Source organism: Capsulimonas corticalis (assembly GCF_003574315.2).
GTDB lineage: Bacteria > Armatimonadota > Armatimonadia > Armatimonadales > Capsulimonadaceae > Capsulimonas > Capsulimonas corticalis.
This window is the reverse complement of record NZ_AP025739.1, coordinates 710187-728359: the sequence shown is the minus strand read 5'-3', so window position 1 is coordinate 728359 and position 18173 is coordinate 710187. Positions and strand designations below refer to the sequence as shown.

Annotated in this window: 16 protein-coding genes; 5 read left to right on the top strand and 11 right to left on the bottom strand. The window is 59.7% G+C overall.

Annotated elements, in window-relative coordinates:
* Nucleotides 1-24 precede the first annotated feature (24 nt).
* Nucleotides 25-1107, bottom strand: a complete 1083-nt coding sequence (gene pstS, locus D5261_RS03210) for a phosphate ABC transporter substrate-binding protein PstS (RefSeq protein ID WP_218025731.1) — start codon at nt 1105-1107, stop codon at nt 25-27.
* 471 nt (nt 1108-1578) lie between these two features.
* Here pstS and D5261_RS03205 point away from each other — a divergent pair, with 471 nt between their 5' ends.
* On the top strand, nt 1579-2037 hold the full coding sequence (locus D5261_RS03205; protein WP_165864539.1) for a DUF695 domain-containing protein: 459 nt from the start codon (nt 1579-1581) through the stop codon (nt 2035-2037).
* 23 nt (nt 2038-2060) lie between these two features.
* Here the strand turns inward: D5261_RS03205 and D5261_RS03200 are convergent, their stop codons facing one another.
* The 8 genes from D5261_RS03200 to D5261_RS03165 form a co-directional block, all read right to left on the bottom strand.
* Nucleotides 2061-2321 (bottom strand): ClpX C4-type zinc finger protein, encoded by a 261-nt coding sequence (locus tag D5261_RS03200; RefSeq protein WP_165864538.1) that lies wholly within the window; start codon nt 2319-2321, stop codon nt 2061-2063.
* Between the two features lie 57 nt (nt 2322-2378).
* Nucleotides 2379-2603, bottom strand: a complete 225-nt coding sequence (locus tag D5261_RS03195) for a heavy-metal-associated domain-containing protein (protein WP_119324022.1) — start codon at nt 2601-2603, stop codon at nt 2379-2381.
* A gap of 32 nt (nt 2604-2635) precedes the next feature.
* The gene (locus tag D5261_RS03190; protein ID WP_119324021.1) at nt 2636-2926 is read right to left on the bottom strand and encodes a metal-sensitive transcriptional regulator; all 291 of its coding nucleotides are present in this window, start codon (nt 2924-2926) and stop codon (nt 2636-2638) included.
* Nucleotides 2927-3100: 174 nt separating this feature from the next.
* Complete coding sequence (locus tag D5261_RS03185) at nt 3101-3631, bottom strand: hypothetical protein (protein ID WP_119324020.1); 531 nt, start codon at nt 3629-3631, stop codon at nt 3101-3103.
* Nucleotides 3632-3712: 81 nt separating this feature from the next.
* Entirely contained in the window at nt 3713-5071 is a 1359-nt protein-coding gene (locus D5261_RS03180) for a DEAD/DEAH box helicase (RefSeq protein WP_119324019.1), read from the bottom strand.
* A 382-nt stretch (nt 5072-5453) separates the two neighbouring features.
* Entirely contained in the window at nt 5454-6494 is a 1041-nt protein-coding gene (locus tag D5261_RS03175; protein ID WP_119324018.1) for a serine hydrolase domain-containing protein, read from the bottom strand.
* 67 nt (nt 6495-6561) lie between these two features.
* Entirely contained in the window at nt 6562-7356 is a 795-nt protein-coding gene (locus tag D5261_RS03170) for a universal stress protein (RefSeq protein WP_119324017.1), read from the bottom strand.
* A 9-nt stretch (nt 7357-7365) separates the two neighbouring features.
* The gene (locus D5261_RS03165) at nt 7366-8070 is read right to left on the bottom strand and encodes an HAD family hydrolase (RefSeq protein ID WP_125206254.1); all 705 of its coding nucleotides are present in this window, start codon (nt 8068-8070) and stop codon (nt 7366-7368) included.
* A 106-nt stretch (nt 8071-8176) separates the two neighbouring features.
* On the opposite strand from D5261_RS03165, the gene D5261_RS03160 reads away from it, so the two are divergent.
* Nucleotides 8177-9376, top strand: coding sequence for a serpin family protein (locus D5261_RS03160; protein WP_119324015.1), 1200 nt, complete (start codon nt 8177-8179; stop codon nt 9374-9376).
* Nucleotides 9377-9406: 30 nt separating this feature from the next.
* Nucleotides 9407-10627 carry a serpin family protein gene (locus tag D5261_RS03155; protein WP_165864537.1) on the top strand — a complete coding sequence of 407 codons (1221 nt, stop codon included), beginning with the start codon at nt 9407-9409 and terminating at the stop codon, nt 10625-10627.
* A 40-nt stretch (nt 10628-10667) separates the two neighbouring features.
* On the opposite strand, the gene D5261_RS03150 is transcribed toward D5261_RS03155, so the two are convergent.
* Both D5261_RS03150 and D5261_RS03145 read right to left on the bottom strand, forming a co-directional pair.
* Nucleotides 10668-11681 (bottom strand): virulence RhuM family protein, encoded by a 1014-nt coding sequence (locus D5261_RS03150; RefSeq protein WP_119324013.1) that lies wholly within the window; start codon nt 11679-11681, stop codon nt 10668-10670.
* A gap of 122 nt (nt 11682-11803) precedes the next feature.
* Entirely contained in the window at nt 11804-13018 is a 1215-nt protein-coding gene (locus tag D5261_RS03145; protein ID WP_119324052.1) for an MFS transporter, read from the bottom strand.
* 179 nt (nt 13019-13197) lie between these two features.
* On the opposite strand from D5261_RS03145, the gene galA reads away from it, so the two are divergent.
* Nucleotides 13198-15816: a beta-galactosidase GalA gene (gene galA, locus D5261_RS03140; RefSeq protein WP_119324012.1), complete on the top strand. Its 2619-nt coding sequence runs from the start codon at nt 13198-13200 to the stop codon at nt 15814-15816.
* A 69-nt stretch (nt 15817-15885) separates the two neighbouring features.
* A complete protein-coding gene (locus tag D5261_RS03135) occupies nt 15886-18018 on the top strand; it encodes a GH92 family glycosyl hydrolase (protein WP_119324051.1) in 2133 nt (710 codons plus the stop codon).
* Nucleotides 18019-18173: the final 155 nt, after the last annotated feature.

Below are 18173 nucleotides of genomic sequence, written 5' to 3'. Positions count from 1 at the left end.
TTTGTCGTTATCAGGCGGGCCAAATTACTGGATCGTATCGACTTCCGCCAGCGCCTTCTTCTGCACGCTGTCCGGGAGCGGGGCGTAGATCAGGGTGGGGGCGTCTTTCTGTCCGTCGGTCAGCGCCCATTGCAGGAACTTCTTCACGTCCGGTTTGGAGTTTTTGTAAACCAGCAGGAAGGTGAAGCCGGTGATCGGGTAGCCCTTGGGGTCGTCCGTGTTGGTGATCACGGCCCGGAAATCGTCGGGCAGCGTCACGCCGGCGGCGGCCGCCGTGGTGGATTCGACCGACGGGGTGATGAAAGCGCCTTTGGCGTTCTGCACGTCCGCGAAGGCGATCTTGTTCTGGATCGCGTACGCCAGCTCCAGATAGCCGATGGCGCCTTGGGTCTGCTGGACCAGCGCGCCGACGCCCGCGTTGCCCTTGCCGGCGACGCCGGCGGTCCACTTCACGGACTTGCCCGCGCCCGGCCCGGCCTTGAAGGTTGGGCTGACCTGGCTCAGATAGGTTGTGAAGATATTGGTGGTGCCGGAGCCGTCGGCGCGGTGAACGGGGGCGATGGTCAGGGCCGGGAAGTTCTTGCCCGGATTCAGCACCGTGATGCGCGCGTCATTCCACTTCGTGATCTTGCCCAGGAAGATATCCGCGATGACGTCGCCGGTCAGGTGGATCCCCGTGGGAACGCCGGGAACGTTGTAGGCCATCGCGACCGCGCCGGCCACGGTGGGGACGTGCAGGATGCCGGGCGCCTTCGCCAGCTCCTCGTCGTTCATTGGCGCGTCGGATGCTCCGAAGTCCACGGACTTGGCCGTGATACCCTTGATGCCGCCGCCGGAGCCGATCGCCTGGTAGTTGATCTGGACGCCGTTCTTGGCCTGATATTCCTGGAACCACTTCTGATACAGGGGCGCCGGGAAGGTCGCGCCCGCGCCGTTCAAAGCGCCGCCCGCGCTGCTGCTGGCGGTCTGCGCGCCGGTGGAGGCCGGAGCGCTTGCGTTATCCTTCTGACCGTTGTCTCCGCAGCCGGCGCTCAGCAGCCCAAGCGCGACAGCCGCCGCAGGAACCAATACGATTGATTTCTTATTTTGGAATATTGTATTTTTCAAACTAGTTTCTCCGTTGATTCGTAATGACGCCTCCGACATGATACCCACACGCCCCCGGGATACGCGTCGCAGAATCGCGATCTCGCCAAAAATAAATCGCCAAAAAAGAGGCCGAGGCGTTACGCCTCGGCCTTAAGTCAGTTGCAGTGTGTCCTCGTGGTGAACGATGGACGACGCATGTGGGAGCTGTTGAGCAATAATTGCAACGGTAAAGTATGCAGCGAACGCCGCCGGCTCCGCGCGACGACACATGCGGCGTTCGTCGATCTGGAGAATGAAGCACTACGCACTCATTATACATGAGTTTTTACGGACATTGCGGAAGCCGCCTCAATTATTAGGGGAATTAACATTTCCTAATTTCAATAAAAATATTTCATGCCTGCTTGGTTTGTCGATTTTTGTTGTATGATGAATGACGGGGTATCCAACGCTGCTTGCCCCTCCAAAACTATGTCCGGAGAAGGATCTATGTGGCCATTCACGAAGACTAGCACCCCGACATTCGCGCCGACTGCCGCAGATGGACCGTGGGAAGTCAAAAAATACAACGACAGCGGCGCGCTGCTCGTGGTTCGGGTCAATATGGGACTGAAACGAATGAGCAGTTTGCTCGGATATCAGTACCATGTGGGCGTGGTGGTCCCGTTCCGATCCCCAACGACCAACGGCCTGCCCAGCCGGCTGGAAACGATCGAACTGGACGCCATCGAGCACCTGCTGCGCGAACGGTTCGAGGCCGACGGCTCCGCGACTCTGGCTCTGGCGATCACCACGGCGGGGCGCCGGGAGTTCATCTTTTATGCTGCGCAGGAAGAACCCGCGAAGAAGACGTTCCCTGGAATCAAGAAAGAAATCCATTCGCACGAAGTCCAGATCCTGACGTGTCTCGATAAGTCCTGGGAAATCTATCGCCGCTTTGCGGCCTGACGGGCCTCATGGCGCGTTAGAGTTCATAGACGCTGTTTTGGTTTGCTAAAGAGGCGCTGCAGCAGCGTTTTTGAACGCTCACTCTGCGCGCGTTCCCTTGCCGCCACCAGCGCCTCGCTTTGCTCTTCAGGAGAACTGTGGAGTATGCTGTACGCTAATTCGATGCAATTCGCGCAGACGCCGCCGTGAACGCCCAGGATGAGCTTCTCGACCTGATCGCGGGATCTGCCGCAGAGATAGCATCGCTTACGCATGATTTGTTCTAAATTTTCCTGAATTTTCAACGTTATCATCCTTTGCAAGCAGGGCGCTTGACAGTCTGACGTCTTTTGAGAATTGACCTAAGCGCGGACGTCGGATTCGCGCTGGATGGGAAAGCCGATGTCGTCCAGGACGTCGGCGAGGGCGGCGGCGTTGGTTTGGTCGGTGTCGAAGCCGACGATTACGGATTTCTGTTCGATGTTGACGTCCACGGTTTCCACGCCGCGCGCTTGTCCCAGCGCTTTTTTGATGCTGGCCGCGCAGCCCTCGCATTCGATGTCGGGGGCGATGAATGTTGTTTCCATGGGACTTTCTCCTGCTCGTTGAACGATCGATGTTACTTGAGGAACCGCTCCAGCGAAACGCGCACTTCTTCTAAGAGCTCCGTCTGAGTCATCTGCTTTGCGCACTCATGCTCCGTTTTCGCGCCATGCCCCAGCACACAGGTCTCCAAATGGCTCGTCAGCATCGCCACGCCCACGGCGTCGAGGGCGGAGCGGATCGCGGCGACCTGGGTGAGGATATCGACGCAGTAACGGTCCTCCTCCACCATCCGCTGGACGCCGGCGACCTGGCCTGAGATACGCTTGAGACGGTTCTGAATCTTCTGACGCGCTTCCTGCTGCAATGGATCGGTTCTCCTTAACGGAATTATACCCGGCGGGGGTATCTGGGTCAAGACGGAAAAACTCCCCGAAGATCTGTCACACAGACCCTCGGGGAGTTTTTGTCGCCGTTATTCAGTTAGGCCGTGATTGAGTTGTCGAGTCAAGGCGTCTATGCTTTTCGCATAGGGGCCGGCTTAAACAACCGGCTTGCCGGTCTTGTCATCGATGCGGTCGCCGGTGATGGCGTCGGCCGCTTTCTCGGTAATGCCGCGCGTGTCGGGCGTGCCGTCCACATCGTAGCCGCCGGTCTGCACGCCGGGAACGCCGTTGCCGACCCGTCCGGTGGTGTCATAACCCGCATTCGCGCTGTTGTCGACCGGGACGGTGGACGGCGTGTTGTAAACGCCGACACGGCCGCCGGCCGGCAGGTTCGGATCGATCGCGTCCACATCGTCGTTCAGCGGGTCGTTCAGATCGCTGGTCGCGCCATCGCCGAGGCCGGAGACGGTGTTATCATTGTCATGGCGATCCACGGCTGCAACCGCCGCGCCGCTGGCGATTCCGCCCGCAACCGCGCCGATGATCGCGCCGACCGGGCCGCCCGCGAGGCCGCCGACGATCGCGCCGCCGACCGCTCCCAGACCCGCGCCCTTTTCGGCGTCATGAGTCGGGTTGTCGTCGATCCCGTGCTGTACATTATCATCCTTGATGTCGTCGTATGCCATGGTGATTTCCTCCAAAGTAATATCTAACTACAGACATTTACCCGGTGGGGTTTCGCCGCAAACATACTCCGGCATAAAGTTTTAATCGCGTCGCCAGGCGGGGCGCGATGAGGGCGAACTTCCGGGGCGATGGCCCTGCGATCCCTGCGATTGCGGACGGTCGCCGCGCGGTCCCTGCATCGGCGGTCGGCCACCCGAACCGCTCGGACGCTGTCCGGGGCCGGACTGACGCGGCTGGGGACGCGGCGGGCGCGGCGGCCGCGTATCGGCGTTCTCCAGCGCGGTGACCGAGGCGGGCTTAGGAATAAAGCCCGTCGCTTGCTGGCGCGGAATGCTCTTCTTCATCTTGCGCTCGATGTCGGCCAGATACGATTCTTCATCGCGGCTGACGAGCGAGAGCGCCTCGCCCGGGCTGCCAGCGCGGCCCGTGCGGCCGATCCGGTGGATATAGTCCTCGGGAACGTTCGGCAGCTCATAGTTGATGACGTGCGGCAGCTGATCGATATCGATGCCGCGCGCCGCGATGTCCGTGGCGACCAGAATGCGGGCTGTGCTGGACTTGAAGTCCGCGAGCGCCTTGGTGCGCTGCGGCTGGCTCTTGTTGCCATGGATCGCGAGGGCGTTGATCCCGCTCTTGGTCAGCTGCTTGGCGAGACGGTCGGCGCCGTGCTTGGTGCGCGTGAAGACCAGGGCCTGTCCGATCTTCTTCTCGATCAGCAGGTACTCAAGCAGGTCCCGCTTATTCTCCTGCGCGACGAAGTACGCGCAGTGCGTCACCAGCTCGCTTTCGGCGTTCTGGCGCGCGACCTCCACCAGTGTCGGCGAGTTCAGCAGGCCATTCGCCAGCGACTTGATCTCATCGGAGAACGTCGCGGAGAACAGCAGGTTCTGGCGCTTCGCGGGCAGCAAGGCGAGGATCTTTTTGATATCCCGGATAAAACCCATGTCCAGCATCCGGTCGGCTTCGTCGAGCACCAGCACCTCGACCTGTGTCAGATCGACCGTTCCCTGCTGGATGTGGTCGAGCAGGCGTCCGGGCGTCGCCACCAGGATATCGACGCCATGGCGCAGCGCCGCGATCTGCGGATTGATATTGACGCCGCCGAAGACGACCGCCGATGTCAAGTTCAGATGCTTGCCATACGTGGTGACGCTTTCTTCGACCTGCGCCGCCAGCTCACGCGTCGGCGTCACGATCAGGGCGCGCACGGGATGGTGGTGACCACGGCTCGCCCGCTGCGGCGTCGTGCTGAGACGATGGAGCAGGGGCAGGGTAAAGCCCGCCGTTTTGCCCGTGCCGGTCTGCGCGGCGGCGAGCACGTCGCGGCCCTGCATGATGACGGGAATGGCTTTGGACTGAATGGGTGTGGGCGTCTCGTAACCCGAGTCCGAGAGCGCGCGAAGGATCTCGGGGCGCAGCCCGAGGGACGTGAAAGACATACGAAGGAATCTCCTGAAACCGGCCTGCGTCCGCGTTTCGGCGGATTCCGGTTCAGGCGAAGGTCGTGTGGCGCCGTTGTCGAGGCGATTGAAAAGAAAACCAAGAACGGGGCGCTGCGGCAAACCGGTGTGCTGTGCAGCGTGAAAAAGCGCATTGTGTCATAAGTGACGCAACCATGATACCACATTTCGTGAAAAACATCACAAATGGATTTTGAGGATGGCGGCGGATGGCCCTCACCCGGCGCTCCGCGCCACCCTCTCCCAATTCTAGGAGAGGGTTAGGATCAGATAAAGATTTGGATCTTTGATCCAAAAAACTCAAACTCTGACTCCCCTTCTCCCAATTTTGGGAGAGGGGGCGGGGGGGTGAGGGCTCCTCCTACACCAGCGCCGCCGCCATCGCGTTGAGCAAGTATCGGCGAACGCGGAGGAATCGGCTGCCGTCTTCTGTTTCGTTCACCACGCGATTCGTCAGCAGGACGAGCGAAACTTCGTATTCCGGATCGATGAGCAGTAGTGTGCCCGTGAATCCTGAATGACCGAAGGAGCGGTCGGAGAAGAGGTCGCCTTTGGGGAGGAAGTCGTTGCCGGCGCAGAACCAGCCGTATGACTGGCTTCCCACCGTGCGCGGGATCTGGCTGACCGCCATCCGCGCCGTCGCCGCGCGCGAAAGCAGGGGCGGTCCGCCGCCGCGAATCGCCTCGGCGTACTGGATCAAGTCATCGGTCGTTCCGAACAGGCCGGCGTGGCCGCTGACGCCGCCCATGTCTCGTGACCTTGGATCGTGGACGGTTCCGGCGGCGTCTTTCGAGGTCGGCGCGATCCGTGGCCGCAGCGACGCATCGGGCAGATAGCCGATGTTCGGAAGACTGAGGCGCTCCGTGACGCCCTGACGGAACAGCGCCGCTTGATCCATTCCCGACACGCGCCGCAGTATCTCTCCGAGCAGAATATAACCCGCGTCCGAGTAGGTGTATCCGACGCCCGGCGCGCGCAGCAGAGGCGTGCTGAGCACGGCCTGGAGCCACGCCTTGCGTTCGGAGTCGGCGCCGTCCTTCGGCCACTTCGGGATGGGCGGCAGGCCGGAGGTATGCGTGAGCAGATGGTGGACTTCCACATCCGTCAAATGCGGAAGCGCGCCGAACTCTTCTTCAAAGAACTTCCGGACCGGCTGCAGCAAATGCAGCCGTCCTTGTTCGACGAGCTGCATCGCCCCTGTCGCCGTCGCGACCGGCTTCGTGAGAGACGCCAGATCGAACACCGTCTCCATTGTCGCCGCCCCAAACGCCCGCCGCGCGGCCGTCGCCCCCCGAACGGACAGCGCATAGGCGGCGTGCGTGAAGAGGCCATCGGCGTAAGCGCGCTGGAGGATCTGGTCCGCGAGGTCGATTTGTGAGCGGGAGATGGGGGGAGTGGACATGAAATGTTGGAGCTTTCGTTTGGGCGCAGTGAGGCCCTATTCCCCCGGCGCTTTATCGCGCTTTCCCCTAAACCTCCGCCGGCGCCAGCTTATTCAAAATCACCTCGCATGGCGCGCGGTCCAGGACGTTGCGGGTGATGCGCTCCATCGTCTGGCCGTCATACTGCGCCGAGGGGGCGTAGCTGAGGATCAGGATGCTGGCGCCGAGGCGCTCGGCCTGAAGGATGATCTCTTCGCCAATATCGCGGGCGCGGGTGACGTGGGTGACGGGCGTGAGGCCGGCGCGGCGCACGATGGCTTCGGCTTCGCCGACGACGCGGGCGGCGATGGCTTCTTCTTCCGGAAGCGGCGCGTTCAGCGGCAGGGCGCGCGGGACTTCCAGGATGTAGAGCAGGTGGACGTGGGCTTTCGGGCCTTCCGCCTTCGCCAGCCGGCAGGGCAGGGGAAGCATGGCTTCGGGCGGCGCGGTTCCCAGAAGCGGCAGCAGGATATTCGCGGCCTGATGCGCGGCGCCGGGGATCTTGCCGGGCGCGGTCAGGCTGAGCGAAATGCGCGCTTCGGCGAGGTTGGCGGCGATCGGCAGGCGCGAGCGGACGCCGGGGATCGCCTTGATCGTTTGGATGATCTCGTCGGAAAGGCCGCTGACGACGATACGGGCGTGGTAACGCTCGATGTAGTTCATCGCGTCCCGGAAGGTCTTGGCGCCTTCCGCCGAGCAGCAGGTCAGCGCGCTGCCGTCAATGATGATGCCCTGGACATGGTTGCGCAGCAGCAGGTTGGCCGCCGCCTGAATGGTCAGCCAGAGGTTGCGCGTCAGTGCGCCCTCCAGCATCACAACGTCGTCGCGCGCTTCAATAATCATGTTCGTTCCTTATCTCTCGACCGCCAGCCGCCGCACTGCCCCCGCCAGCTCCGAAACGTCGAATATCGTAATATCGGCGGTTTGCGCGGGATCGTCCGGGTTATACAATCCATAGTGTACCCCGCGATGGAAACGGATCGTCTTCATCCCCAGCGCCTTGGCCGGCGCGACATCGTTGTCGGCCCGGTCGCCGACAAAAATCGCCTCCGACGCCGACACGCCTGCCTGGTCCAGGCCATATTGGAAGATCGCCGGATCGGGCTTGAACAAACCGACCATCTCGCTGATCACGATCACGTCGAACAAGCCCGCGATCCCATAATCCGAGAACGACTCCAGCACTTCGGAGTGCTGGTTCGCGACGACGCCCAGCCGAAAGTCCCGCCGCAGATCCTGCAGCGCCGGCGTCACTCCGTCGAGCAGCAGGCCGTACTTTCGCGGCGCGCGCATCTGATGATACTGCTCTTCCGCCTCTTTCCAGATCCGCCGCGATTCTTCCTCATCGACGCAGTACGCCGTGACGGCGCCGCGCATCGCCTTCGCCGGGTTTGGCCCGGCGGTCGCCAGCGCGATCCGGGTCGCGTTCCATTCATCCCAGAGAACATCCTTGCCGTGCTTGCGCAGCGTGGCGAGAAGCGTGTGAAAAAACCATCGGTGCTGCTGATCCTCGTCAAACAGAACGTCCCCGATGTCAAAGAACACCATCTTGATCATGAAAAACAATTCGATGCCGTGGGAACGTTCTCCTCTTTCCCTGCGTCTTGAACCTTGAAGCTATGATTGTCAGAAAGTCTCTATTCCTCTTGAAAGGGAATTCACGATGATGAAGAGCGCATTTGCCCGTACGCTGCCGTTTGCCGCCGCGCTGACGCTTGCGGCGCTGGCGCCCGCCGCGGCGCAGTCGAAACCGCAGGTCGCGACGGCGGCCAACGCCTTTGGGATCGACCTGCTTGGCAAGCTGATCAAGGCGCAGCCGGACGACAACTGCTTTATTTCGCCCTATAGCGTGCAGCAGGCCCTGCTGCTGGCCGATAACGGGGCCGGGGGAATCACCCGCAAGCAGATCGGGACCGTGCTGCATCTGGGAACAACGCCGCTCGCCACGATCAACGCGCAGGCGAAATCCCTGCGTTTATCGCTGGCCTCCGCCGATCCCAAGGTGAAGATCTCCATCGCCAACGGCCTCTGGGCCGATCGCTCTTTCAAGTTCGGAGCGAATTATCAGGAAACATGCCGTGCGTTTTACGCCGCCCAGACGCAAACCGTCTCGCTGCGCCAGCCTTCGGGCGCGGCGGCGATCAACGCCTGGGCGGCGCAAAAGACCGAAGGCAAGATCAAAACGATCGTTTCTCCGCAGGACTTAGAAAGCGCGGTAATGGTTCTGACCAACGCGCTTTATTTTCATGGGACCTGGACGGACCCGTTTCGCGCCAAGGATACTGAGCACCAGACGTTCCATCTGACGCCGCAAAAAACCGAGCAAACGCTGACGATGACGCAAATGGGCATGATCGATTACGCGAAGACGGATGACTGGGAGGCCGTCGCGCTTCCTTACGGCGGCGGCCGCTTGCGCATGGTCGTCGTTTTGCCCTCCGAAAGTCAAGGCTTGAACGCGTATGTCAGTTCGCTGACGCCGGACAAGTGGTCGGTGATGGCCAAGCGTCTCAGACCAACGCGCCTGCGCCTGTTTCTGCCCAAAGCGCATACCGAATACGGCGCCAGCCTCAATCCAGCCCTCGGTAGTCTCGGCATGCGCCAAGCCTTTCAGTCGAACGCGGATTTCTCTCGTATTGGCTCCGGAGTCCTGATCTCCGATATCGTCCACAAAACGACTCTGGATATTGACGAAAAAGGGACGACGGCCGCCGCCGTCACGGCGGTTATCGGGACTCTCTCCGTCGCGGCGCCGAGTCCGATCATCATGCGCGTCGACCGGCCTTTCTTCTGCGCCATTCAGGATACGCAGACGGGGGTAATGCTGTTCGCCGGAGTTATCCGGAAACCGCAAGCTGAGTAAAGATCGATGGGTCGAAAGGGGAAACTTCGGATGAATTGGAATGCAGTCGGAATGGCGGCTTTGTCCATGGCGGCGCTCATGTCGCTGCCTGGGACTGCCGGGGCCGCCGCGAGCGCGCATGGAGGAAAGTCAGTGACGCAAGTCGCGACGGCGGCGAACGCCTTCGGGATCGATCTGCTCGGCAAACTGACGAAGGCGCATCCCGACGCCAACTGCTTTATCTCGCCCTACAGCGTGCAGCAGGCCCTGCTGCTGGCCGATAACGGCGCTGGGGGTATCACCCGCAAGCAGATCGGGACCGTGCTGCATCTGGGAACAACGCCGCTTGCCACAATCAACATCCAGACGAAAGCCCTACGCGAGTCGCTGACCTCCGCCGATCCCAAGGTGAAGATCGATATCGCCAACGCCTTGTGGGCCGACCATTCGTTCCTGTTCACCACCAGCTATCAGGAAACGTGCCAGGAGTTCTACGACGCCCATACTCAAAGCGTGGCGCTGCGGAAGCCTTCGGGGGCGGCGGCGATCAATGCGTGGGTGAAACAAAAGACGGAAAATAAGATATCGGAGATCGTAACTCCCGCCGCCTTGATCGAAGCCGTCGCTGTTTTGACGAACGCCGTTTATTTCCATGGCTCCTGGACAACCGCCTTCAAGGCGTCCGACACCCATCCGCAGACGTTTCATCTTTCGGGGCAATCCGCCCAGCAAATCCCGACGATGCGGCGCGAGGGCGCGATCGACTACGCCAAATCCAGCGACTGGGAAGCCGTCGCCCTGCCATATGGCGGAGGTCGACTGCGCATGATCGCCGTTCTTCCGGCGGAAAGCAGCAGCCTGAGCGCATTTGTCGAAACGCTTTCCGCAGCCCGATGGTCTGCCCTCGCGCAGCAACTCCAGCCCACGCGGCTCAGTCTCTTCCTGCCGAAGGTTCACGTCGAATACAGCGCCAGTCTGAAACCTGCCTTAGACAGTCTCGGCATGCGCAGCGCGTTTCGCGGCGATGCGGACTTCACCGCCATGGGCAGCCGCAAAGACCTCTTGATCTCGGATGTTCTGCACAAGACCACGCTGGATGTGGACGAAGAAGGAACCACCGCCTCTGCCGCCACGGCCGTCATCATGACGCCCAAGGCCATCATGCTGCCTCCGCCGCTCACCGTCCGCATCGATCGCCCCTTCTTCTGCGCCATTCAAGACACGCAGACGGGAGCAGTACTGTTCGCGGGAGCGATTCGGAAGCCGCAGTAAGAACAATCCCAATTTCGCGAACGCGGGCGGGGCAAGGCATTCACTGCGACGTCTCGCCTTGACGCGATTGGAGCCGCGCGATTTCCTTTTCAAAATCGCTTTCGAACTCGCGATCTTGACGGATACGAAACGCCTCGTAGTGTCCTTCGGCGAGCTGTTTGGCGACTTCGTGTGAAACCGAGCCGGCGCTGGTGAGAATATCGTATTCGTTGAAGTTGAGGAAGGCGTCCAGTCGCTTGATCCAGTCCGCCATCTTCATCGGGATCTGGCGGGCCGCCTGGTTTTCGGCGTAGAGCAAATACTGTTCGACGATGCGGTCCAGTTCTTTGATCTCGCGTTCGATCAAATAGTTCTTCGCCGTGACCACATCCGATTTCAAAATCTTGCCGCTCGGCGCATTTTTCCAGTGCGTCAGACCCATCGCCGGCTTGTTCGAGTCCGCGCGTGACGCGATAATCTCAGCGGCGGTCATGCCGCTCACCGCCCAGTGCAGCTTGTTCTGGACCATCTTGAAGAACAATTGGGTCGCTTCGGAGTTCGGATCGTAGTCGATGCTCGCCTGCTCAAAGATATCCGTGATTTTCAGATAGAAGCGGCGTTCGCTGGCGCGGATCTCCCGAATGCGCTCAACAAGCTCTTCAAAATAGTCCTTGCCGAATCGCTTGTTGAGCTTGAGACGCTCGTCATCCAGCACAAACCCCTTGACGATAAACTCCTTGAGCGTCTGCGTCGCCCAGATGCGAAATTGCGTCGCCTGATGAGAATTGACGCGGTAGCCGACGGCGATAATCGCGTCCAGGTTATAGCAGCCGGTGAGATAGCTTTTCCCGTCTGCGGCAGTTATTCGAAATTTTCGAATAACTGATTGCTCCATCAACTCCCCAGAAGCAAAGATCTCTTTCAGATGGTAGTTAACAGTGTTTACCTCCACCCCAAAGAGTTCCGCCAGCCGTTTCTGAGAGAGCCAGAATGTTTCCTCTTCGTATCTTACTTCGACCTTGGTTTGACCCAAAGGGGAGCTGTAAAATATGATGTCGCCTTCGTTCGGTTGCATTGATTTCTTCCTCCGTGACGGGGTACTCGCCGAGCCTTGTCCATTCCGGAAACGAAATCCAAAAATTTTTTACGGGAGATTTTAAGCCGAAGGCGGGGGCGGCCACACATTCGCTTCGATTGCTACTTGGTCACGAACCCGGTGTCGCGCGCCTCGCGGCCCAGACCCGCCATGATAGGGACCAGGACGAGGGCGATGGTGACGACGATCGCCATTGCCATTCCGTAGTTGTCGCCGTGGCGTTCGGCGACGCTGGTTTGCAGGGGGGTATTGACGGAGGCGATCAGGTTGCCGAGCTGGTAGGCGAGGCCCGGCAGCGTGCCGCGCAGGGCGGCGGGCGCCAGTTCCGTCAGGTGAGCGGGGATGACGCCCCAGGCGCCCTGGATGCAGAATTGGATGAGGAACGCGCCCACCGTGAGCAGCGCCAGGCTTTGCGAGAAGGACCAGAGCGGGATGATCGGCAGCGCGCAGACACAGGCGATGATGATGGCCTTTCGGCGTCCGATGCGCTGAGAAAGTGTTCCGAAGAAGATGCCGCCGCAGAGCGCGCCGATGTTGTAGATGATGGCGATGTTGCTGACGGTCGCCGCCGGCAGCTTGTGCTGGATTTGCAGGAACGTTGGGTAGAGGTCCTGCGTGCCATGCGAGAGAAAGTTAAAGCCCGTCATCAGCACGATGACGTACAGAAACAGCTTCCCATGCCGGCGCAGGAGGTCGCCGAAGGGGACGCGCTCACGCTTCGCCTGCTCCGCTTGCCAGGCCGGCGACTCTTTGACATTGGCGCGGATGAACAGCGACAGCAATGCTGGCAAGACGCCCACGAAGAACATCCATCGCCAGCCCAAATTGGGCGCGACAAACCGGTAAACGACGGCCGCCAGCAGATATCCAACGACGTATCCTTCCTGCAAAATCCCCGACAGCATGCCGCGCGCTTTTGTCGGAACCGTCTCCATCGCCAGCGACGCCCCCAGGCCCCACTCCCCGCCCATCGCGATCCCGAACAGCGCCCGTAAAATCAGAAACGTAGTCAGATTCGGCGCGAAGCCCGACAGCAGCTCCAAAATGGAGAACAAAATAATATCGATCATCAGCGGCGTGCGCCGTCCGTAACGCTCCGCCGCCAGGCCGAAGAGAAACGCGCCGACCGGGCGCAAGGCCAGAGTCAGCATGATCGAGAAAGCGACATGCGTCTTGTCAGTATGGAATGTCTTCGCTACGTCCTTGAGGACGAAGACCAGGACGAAGAAGTCGAAGGCGTCCAGCGTCCATCCGAGGAAGCTCGCCAGAAACGTATTGCGCTGATCGGGCGTCAGCGTCCTGAGTGGTGTCGCCATCTTTACTCCGCCGCCTTCCTGCTTGGAACCAAAGACACTCTGTCGGACCATTATACAAACCTGAGGGAAGTAAGTCAATCTCCTGTAATGCGGCTTATTGTGGCGCCAAAATGCTTGACAGGCGCCCGTAGGCGTGTATAATGGTTCCATTGAGATCCTTGGGAGATTTGGATAACGCCATGACACATCTGACACGGCGCAGCCTCTTGAAAACAGGGCTCGTCGCTTCTGCGGGCCTGATCGGCGCCGACAGGACTTTTGGTCTCACCCCCACGATGCCGGCGTCCCCAGACCTGTCGGCGGGATCGATCGCCAATGAGACGATCTCCGATCCTGTCTCCGCGCGTGAGCGTCTGCTGCTCGACTTTGGCTGGCGGTTCCATTTCGGAAACGCGGATGATCCCACCAGGGATTTTCGATTTGGCGCTCCGATGCGTGAGGGGACTTTCTCCAAGGCCGGGCAAAACTGGCTGCACAATCCTTCCGATGATTCGCTTCAGCACAGTTTTGACGACAGCGCCTGGCGCATCGTCGACCTTCCCCACGATTGGGCGGTGGAGCTGCCGTATGTCGATGTTCCGGAGCCCGGCGTTTCCGTTCACGCCGCCCACGGCGGGAAGGCGCTTGGACGCGGATTTCCCGAGACGAGCATCGGCTGGTACCAGAGGACACTTTTGATTCCCGAGAAGGACAAAGGCTTGCGCATCGCCATCGACTTTGACGGCGTGTTTCGGGACGCCACCGTCCTCTTCAACGGCTTTTATCTCGGGAGGAACCTGAGTGGGTACGCGCCCTTTCGGTTCGATGTCACGGACTATGTCAATTACGGGGGAAGCAATGTCGTGACGGTGCGCGTGGACGCCACGCTCAACGAAGGCTGGTACTACGAAGGCGCGGGCATCTACCGCCATACCTGGCTGGTGAAGACCGACCCGCTCCATATTGCGCAGTGGGGCGCATTCGTCAAAAGCGAGATCCGCAAAAACGATGCGCAGATTTCCATCGAAACAGAAATCCAGAACGAGAGTAACGAGAAAGCGCGCGGCCGGCTCATCTCTCGGATTCTGGATCCGAACGGGAAGCAGGTCGCCGCAGTCTCAAAATCATTTGAGATCGATCCCTGGGAAAATCTGACGCTGGAGACACAAACGTCCATCGCGCGTCCGGCGCTTTGGTCGATCGAGGAGCCCCGCCTCTATCGCGTGGTCTCGCACATTGAGAGCGGTGGGCAGGTGGTCGATCATGACGACGCCGCATTTGGCGTTCGATCGATCCAGTTCGACGCCAATCGGGGATTTTTCCTCAATGGAAAACACGTCAAGATCCAGGGAACGTGCAACCATCAGGATCACGGCGGCGTCGGCATCGCCGTTCCCGATCGCATCCATAATGACCGCGTGGCGATGCTCAAAGCGATGGGGGCGAACGCATGGCGGACCGCCCACAATCCCGTGGCTCCCGAGGTATTGGACGCCTGCGATCGCCAGGGAATGCTCGTGATGGCCGAAGTGCGCATGATGGCGTCGACTCCAGAAGGATTGAGCCAGCTGGAGCGCATGGTTCGGCGCGATCGCAATCATCCCAGCATTATCCTCTGGTCACTGGCGAACGAAGAGTATTTCTACCAGGGGAATGCGACCGGCGCCCGCATTATCTCGACCATGAAGCGCCTGACGAATATGCTGGATCCGACGCGCCCGGTCACCGGAGCGATGAACGGCGGGTGGGGGCATGGGATGTCGGGCGTCGTCGATGTGCAGGGCTTCAATTACTGGAACGGCGGGCTGCCGGGCGAGCCGTCGTCGAATAAGCCGGGATCGCCGGAATACACCGATCTCGAAAAATTCCATCGGCAATTTCCCAAACAACCCACCGTCGGCTCCGAAACCGCGAACGGAAAAAGCGCGCGGGGCGTCTACGAGAACGATCCAAAACGCGGTTACGCCTACGGTTACAAACCCAATTGCGCTGATTGTAAGACAAACGCGGAAATCTGGTGGACGATCTATGACGACCGCCCGTTTCTTTCCGGCGGCTTCACCTGGGTCGGCTTTGATTATCGCGGCGAACCCAGTCCCTACGACCATGTTGCCGTCAGCTCGCAGTCGGGATCGCTCGACCTCTGCGGTTTCCCCAAGGACATCTACTATTACTATCAATCCTGGTGGGGCTCCGAGCCCGTGCTGCATCTCTTCCCGCATTGGAACTGGGAGGGCAGGGAAGGACAGAACATCGATATCCGGTGCTACACAAACCTCGATCAAGTGGAGCTGTTTCTGAACGGAAAGAGCCTCGGCGCCAAGCCCGTGACGCGCAATGCGCATCTCACCTGGTTCGCGCCGTATGCGCCGGGCGCAATTGAGGCGCGCGGATACAAAAACGGACAGCTCGTGCTGACGGACCGCCGCGAGACGACGGGGGCGCCGGCCAAACTGGCGCTGCGCCCCAGCCAGGTGACGATCGCGGCGGACGGCGAGGACGTCTCCTCCATCGCCGTGGAAGTGCAGGACGCGCAGGGGCGCGTCGCGCCCACCGCAGCCAACAAAGTGAGCTTCAAACTGACGGGGCCGGGAAAGATCATCGGCGTGGGCAACGGCGACCCAAGCTGCCGTGAGGCTGACAAGCCGGACGCCCCCGATACGGCCGCGCGCAGCGCCTTCAGCGGCCTCTGCATGGTGTTTGTCCAGGCGTCGAAACAGGCGGGACCGATAAAAATCGATGCCTCCGCCGATGGTCTGGAATCCGCAACGGCGACGATCCAAAGCGAGACCGTGAAGATTCGCCCCTCGGTTGCGTGACCGAAGGACGGCGCTCCCAACGGGATACCGCGCTTGAGATCGAGGAGGATCTGCCCTATGAAGAATGTTATGACAAAAACACTGATTGCTTCCTTCGGTTTACTTTTCTTCGCGGCGGCGGCGTCTCACGCGAAAAAACAACCCACGGATTACGTGAATCCCCTGTTAGGGACGGCGACCCTCTGGGACAAGGAAGATATCGGTTACACGCCCACCCATCGAACCTGGGGCGCCGAAGTTTTCCCGGGAGCCTCCCTTCCCAATGCGATGGTGCAGCTCACGCCGGTCACGAAGTTTCACAGCGGTTCCGGTTACCAGTACGAAGACACCAGTATTCAGGGTTTCGCGCACACCAGCAAGGGACATTGGAACCTGTGCAATATTCCGTTACTGCCGGCCACCGGAACCATCGATCCCAAAGACTTCAGCTCTCCGTTCAGCCATAAAAACGAATCCGCCCATCCCGGCTATTATCAAGTCTATCTGGATCGATACGCCGTCAACGCCGAATTGACCTCCACCCTCCGGTGCGCCTTTCACAAATATACGTTCCAGAACCCGAAGGATGAGAAGCTGATCGCAGATCTGGCGACCTCCAATGAACGGGTAAAAAGCAAGGGCATCCAGCAGGAGGGCGACAATGTCTTTAGCGGCTTTCAGCAAACGGGCGAGACGATGTACTTCTACGCCGTTTCCAACCACAAAATCAAAGGCATTGAAACGCTGGCGTCTCCCGAGAAAGAGATTTCCGTAGTCGATTTCGCGGACGCTCCGGGCGCGCTGGAGCTGCAGATCGGCTTTTCGTTTGTCAGCGTGGACAATGCGAAGGAAAACCTGCGGAAAGAAATGCTGGGGAAACGATTCTCGCAGGTCCGAAAAGAAGCGACGCAAACTTGGGCGGCGCTACTGTCGAAGATCGCCGTGTCGGGCGGAACGGAGCGTCAGCGTGGGATTTTCTACTCCTGCCTGTACCGATCATTCCTCTGGCCGGCCCTGCGCAGCGACGCCAACGGGGATTTTGTCGACCGAAGCGGTAAGGTTGTCAACAAAGGGTTTCGCTATTACACGGATCCCTCGTTGTGGGACGACTACCGCAATAAGCTGGTCCTCTTAGGGATGCTGACGCCTTCGGTGAGCGTGGACGTGATCAAATCGCTGATTGACAAGGGAGAAAACACCGGGTTTATGCCCACGTTTTTCCATGGCGACCATGCGGCCCCCTATATCGCGGGAACGTATCTTCGGGGCATTCGCGGCTATGACGTAAAGAGCGCCTACAATCTGCTCTTAAGAAACGCGACCGTGGAAGGCGGCCCCCGGCCGTATATCACAGAATACGCGACCAAAGGCTGGATCTCCGAGCCAGATTTGGCGAACCCGGTCGTCGCCACCAAAGCGAAAGCCGCCGTGACCAAGACGCTGGAGTACGCCTATGACGATTACGCCGTGGCGCAGCTGGCGAAAGAATTGAACGACACGGACAACTACGCCATGCTGATGAAGCGAACGAGCAATTACAAGAATATGTTCGATCCATCGACAGGGTTCATGCGAGGGCGTCTGGAGAACGGGGATTGGGTAAAGAATTTCGATCCGCAGTATCCCTACTACGAATATATGTATCGAGAGGCGAACGCCTGGGAGGCGTCGTACTTCGCCCCGCACGATGTCGAAGGGTTAGTGGGTCTATTCCCCAGCAAAGCCGATTTTGAGAAGAAGCTGGATGAGATGTTCGCCACCCCTTATACGGGGCCGGAAGCCGATAACCTCTCCGGGTTTATCGGACAGTACTGCCAGGGGAATCAGCCCGATCACAGCGTGCCGTTTCTGTACTATTTTGTCGGCAAGCAAGAAAAGTCCCAGGCGATCTTAGATCAAATCATGGACCGTTTCTACGACATGGGAAAAGACAAACTCGCGTACGCCGGAATGGACGACGCCGGCGAGATGTCCTCCTGGTACGTCTTCAACGCCATCGGGATCTATCCGTTTTCACCGGCCGATCCAAATTACATTGTCTCCGTGCCGTTGTTCGACAAAATCGATGTCAGGATAGGGGACAAGGCCAGCTTCACAATCCTCAAGAAGAATTCGGGCGATAAAATTTCTGAAATCATGTACGACAATCGAAAGATTGACGGCTATTTTATTCCTCATCAAGAATTGGCTCGAGGGAAGAAGTTGGTGATTGCTGTTCAATAAGGCAACAATTGGAGGCGCGCATGGTAGGGGAGCAGAGATTTTGAAAACACGCTTTAGCCTCCCACAGCTTCCAGCTGTGGGAACGACACCGGAAACGCGATTATAGAAGATCACTCGCGGGCGGTCACCAATTCCGGAAAGCCGAATTATTTCCT

Bases quoted from the DNA above. Each gene is read 5' to 3' on its own strand.
- D5261_RS03205 (WP_165864539.1), top strand. From the start codon at position 1,579: ATGTGGCCATTCACGAAGACTAGCACCCCGACATTCGCGCCGACTGCC.
- D5261_RS03195 (WP_119324022.1), bottom strand. From the start codon at position 2,603: ATGGAAACAACATTCATCGCCCCCGACATCGAATGCGAGGGCTGCGCG.
- D5261_RS03185 (WP_119324020.1), bottom strand. From the start codon at position 3,631: ATGGCATACGACGACATCAAGGATGATAATGTACAGCACGGGATCGAC.
- D5261_RS03180 (WP_119324019.1), bottom strand. From the start codon at position 5,071: ATGTCTTTCACGTCCCTCGGGCTGCGCCCCGAGATCCTTCGCGCGCTC.
- D5261_RS03175 (WP_119324018.1), bottom strand. From the start codon at position 6,494: ATGTCCACTCCCCCCATCTCCCGCTCACAAATCGACCTCGCGGACCAG.
- D5261_RS03170 (WP_119324017.1), bottom strand. From the start codon at position 7,356: ATGATTATTGAAGCGCGCGACGACGTTGTGATGCTGGAGGGCGCACTG.
- D5261_RS03165 (WP_125206254.1), bottom strand. From the start codon at position 8,070: ATGATCAAGATGGTGTTCTTTGACATCGGGGACGTTCTGTTTGACGAG.
- D5261_RS03160 (WP_119324015.1), top strand. From the start codon at position 8,177: ATGATGAAGAGCGCATTTGCCCGTACGCTGCCGTTTGCCGCCGCGCTG.
- D5261_RS03155 (WP_165864537.1), top strand. From the start codon at position 9,407: ATGAATTGGAATGCAGTCGGAATGGCGGCTTTGTCCATGGCGGCGCTC.
- D5261_RS03150 (WP_119324013.1), bottom strand. From the start codon at position 11,681: ATGCAACCGAACGAAGGCGACATCATATTTTACAGCTCCCCTTTGGGT.
- D5261_RS03145 (WP_119324052.1), bottom strand. From the start codon at position 13,018: ATGGCGACACCACTCAGGACGCTGACGCCCGATCAGCGCAATACGTTT.
- galA (WP_119324012.1), top strand. From the start codon at position 13,198: ATGACACATCTGACACGGCGCAGCCTCTTGAAAACAGGGCTCGTCGCT.
- D5261_RS03135 (WP_119324051.1), top strand. From the start codon at position 15,886: ATGACAAAAACACTGATTGCTTCCTTCGGTTTACTTTTCTTCGCGGCG.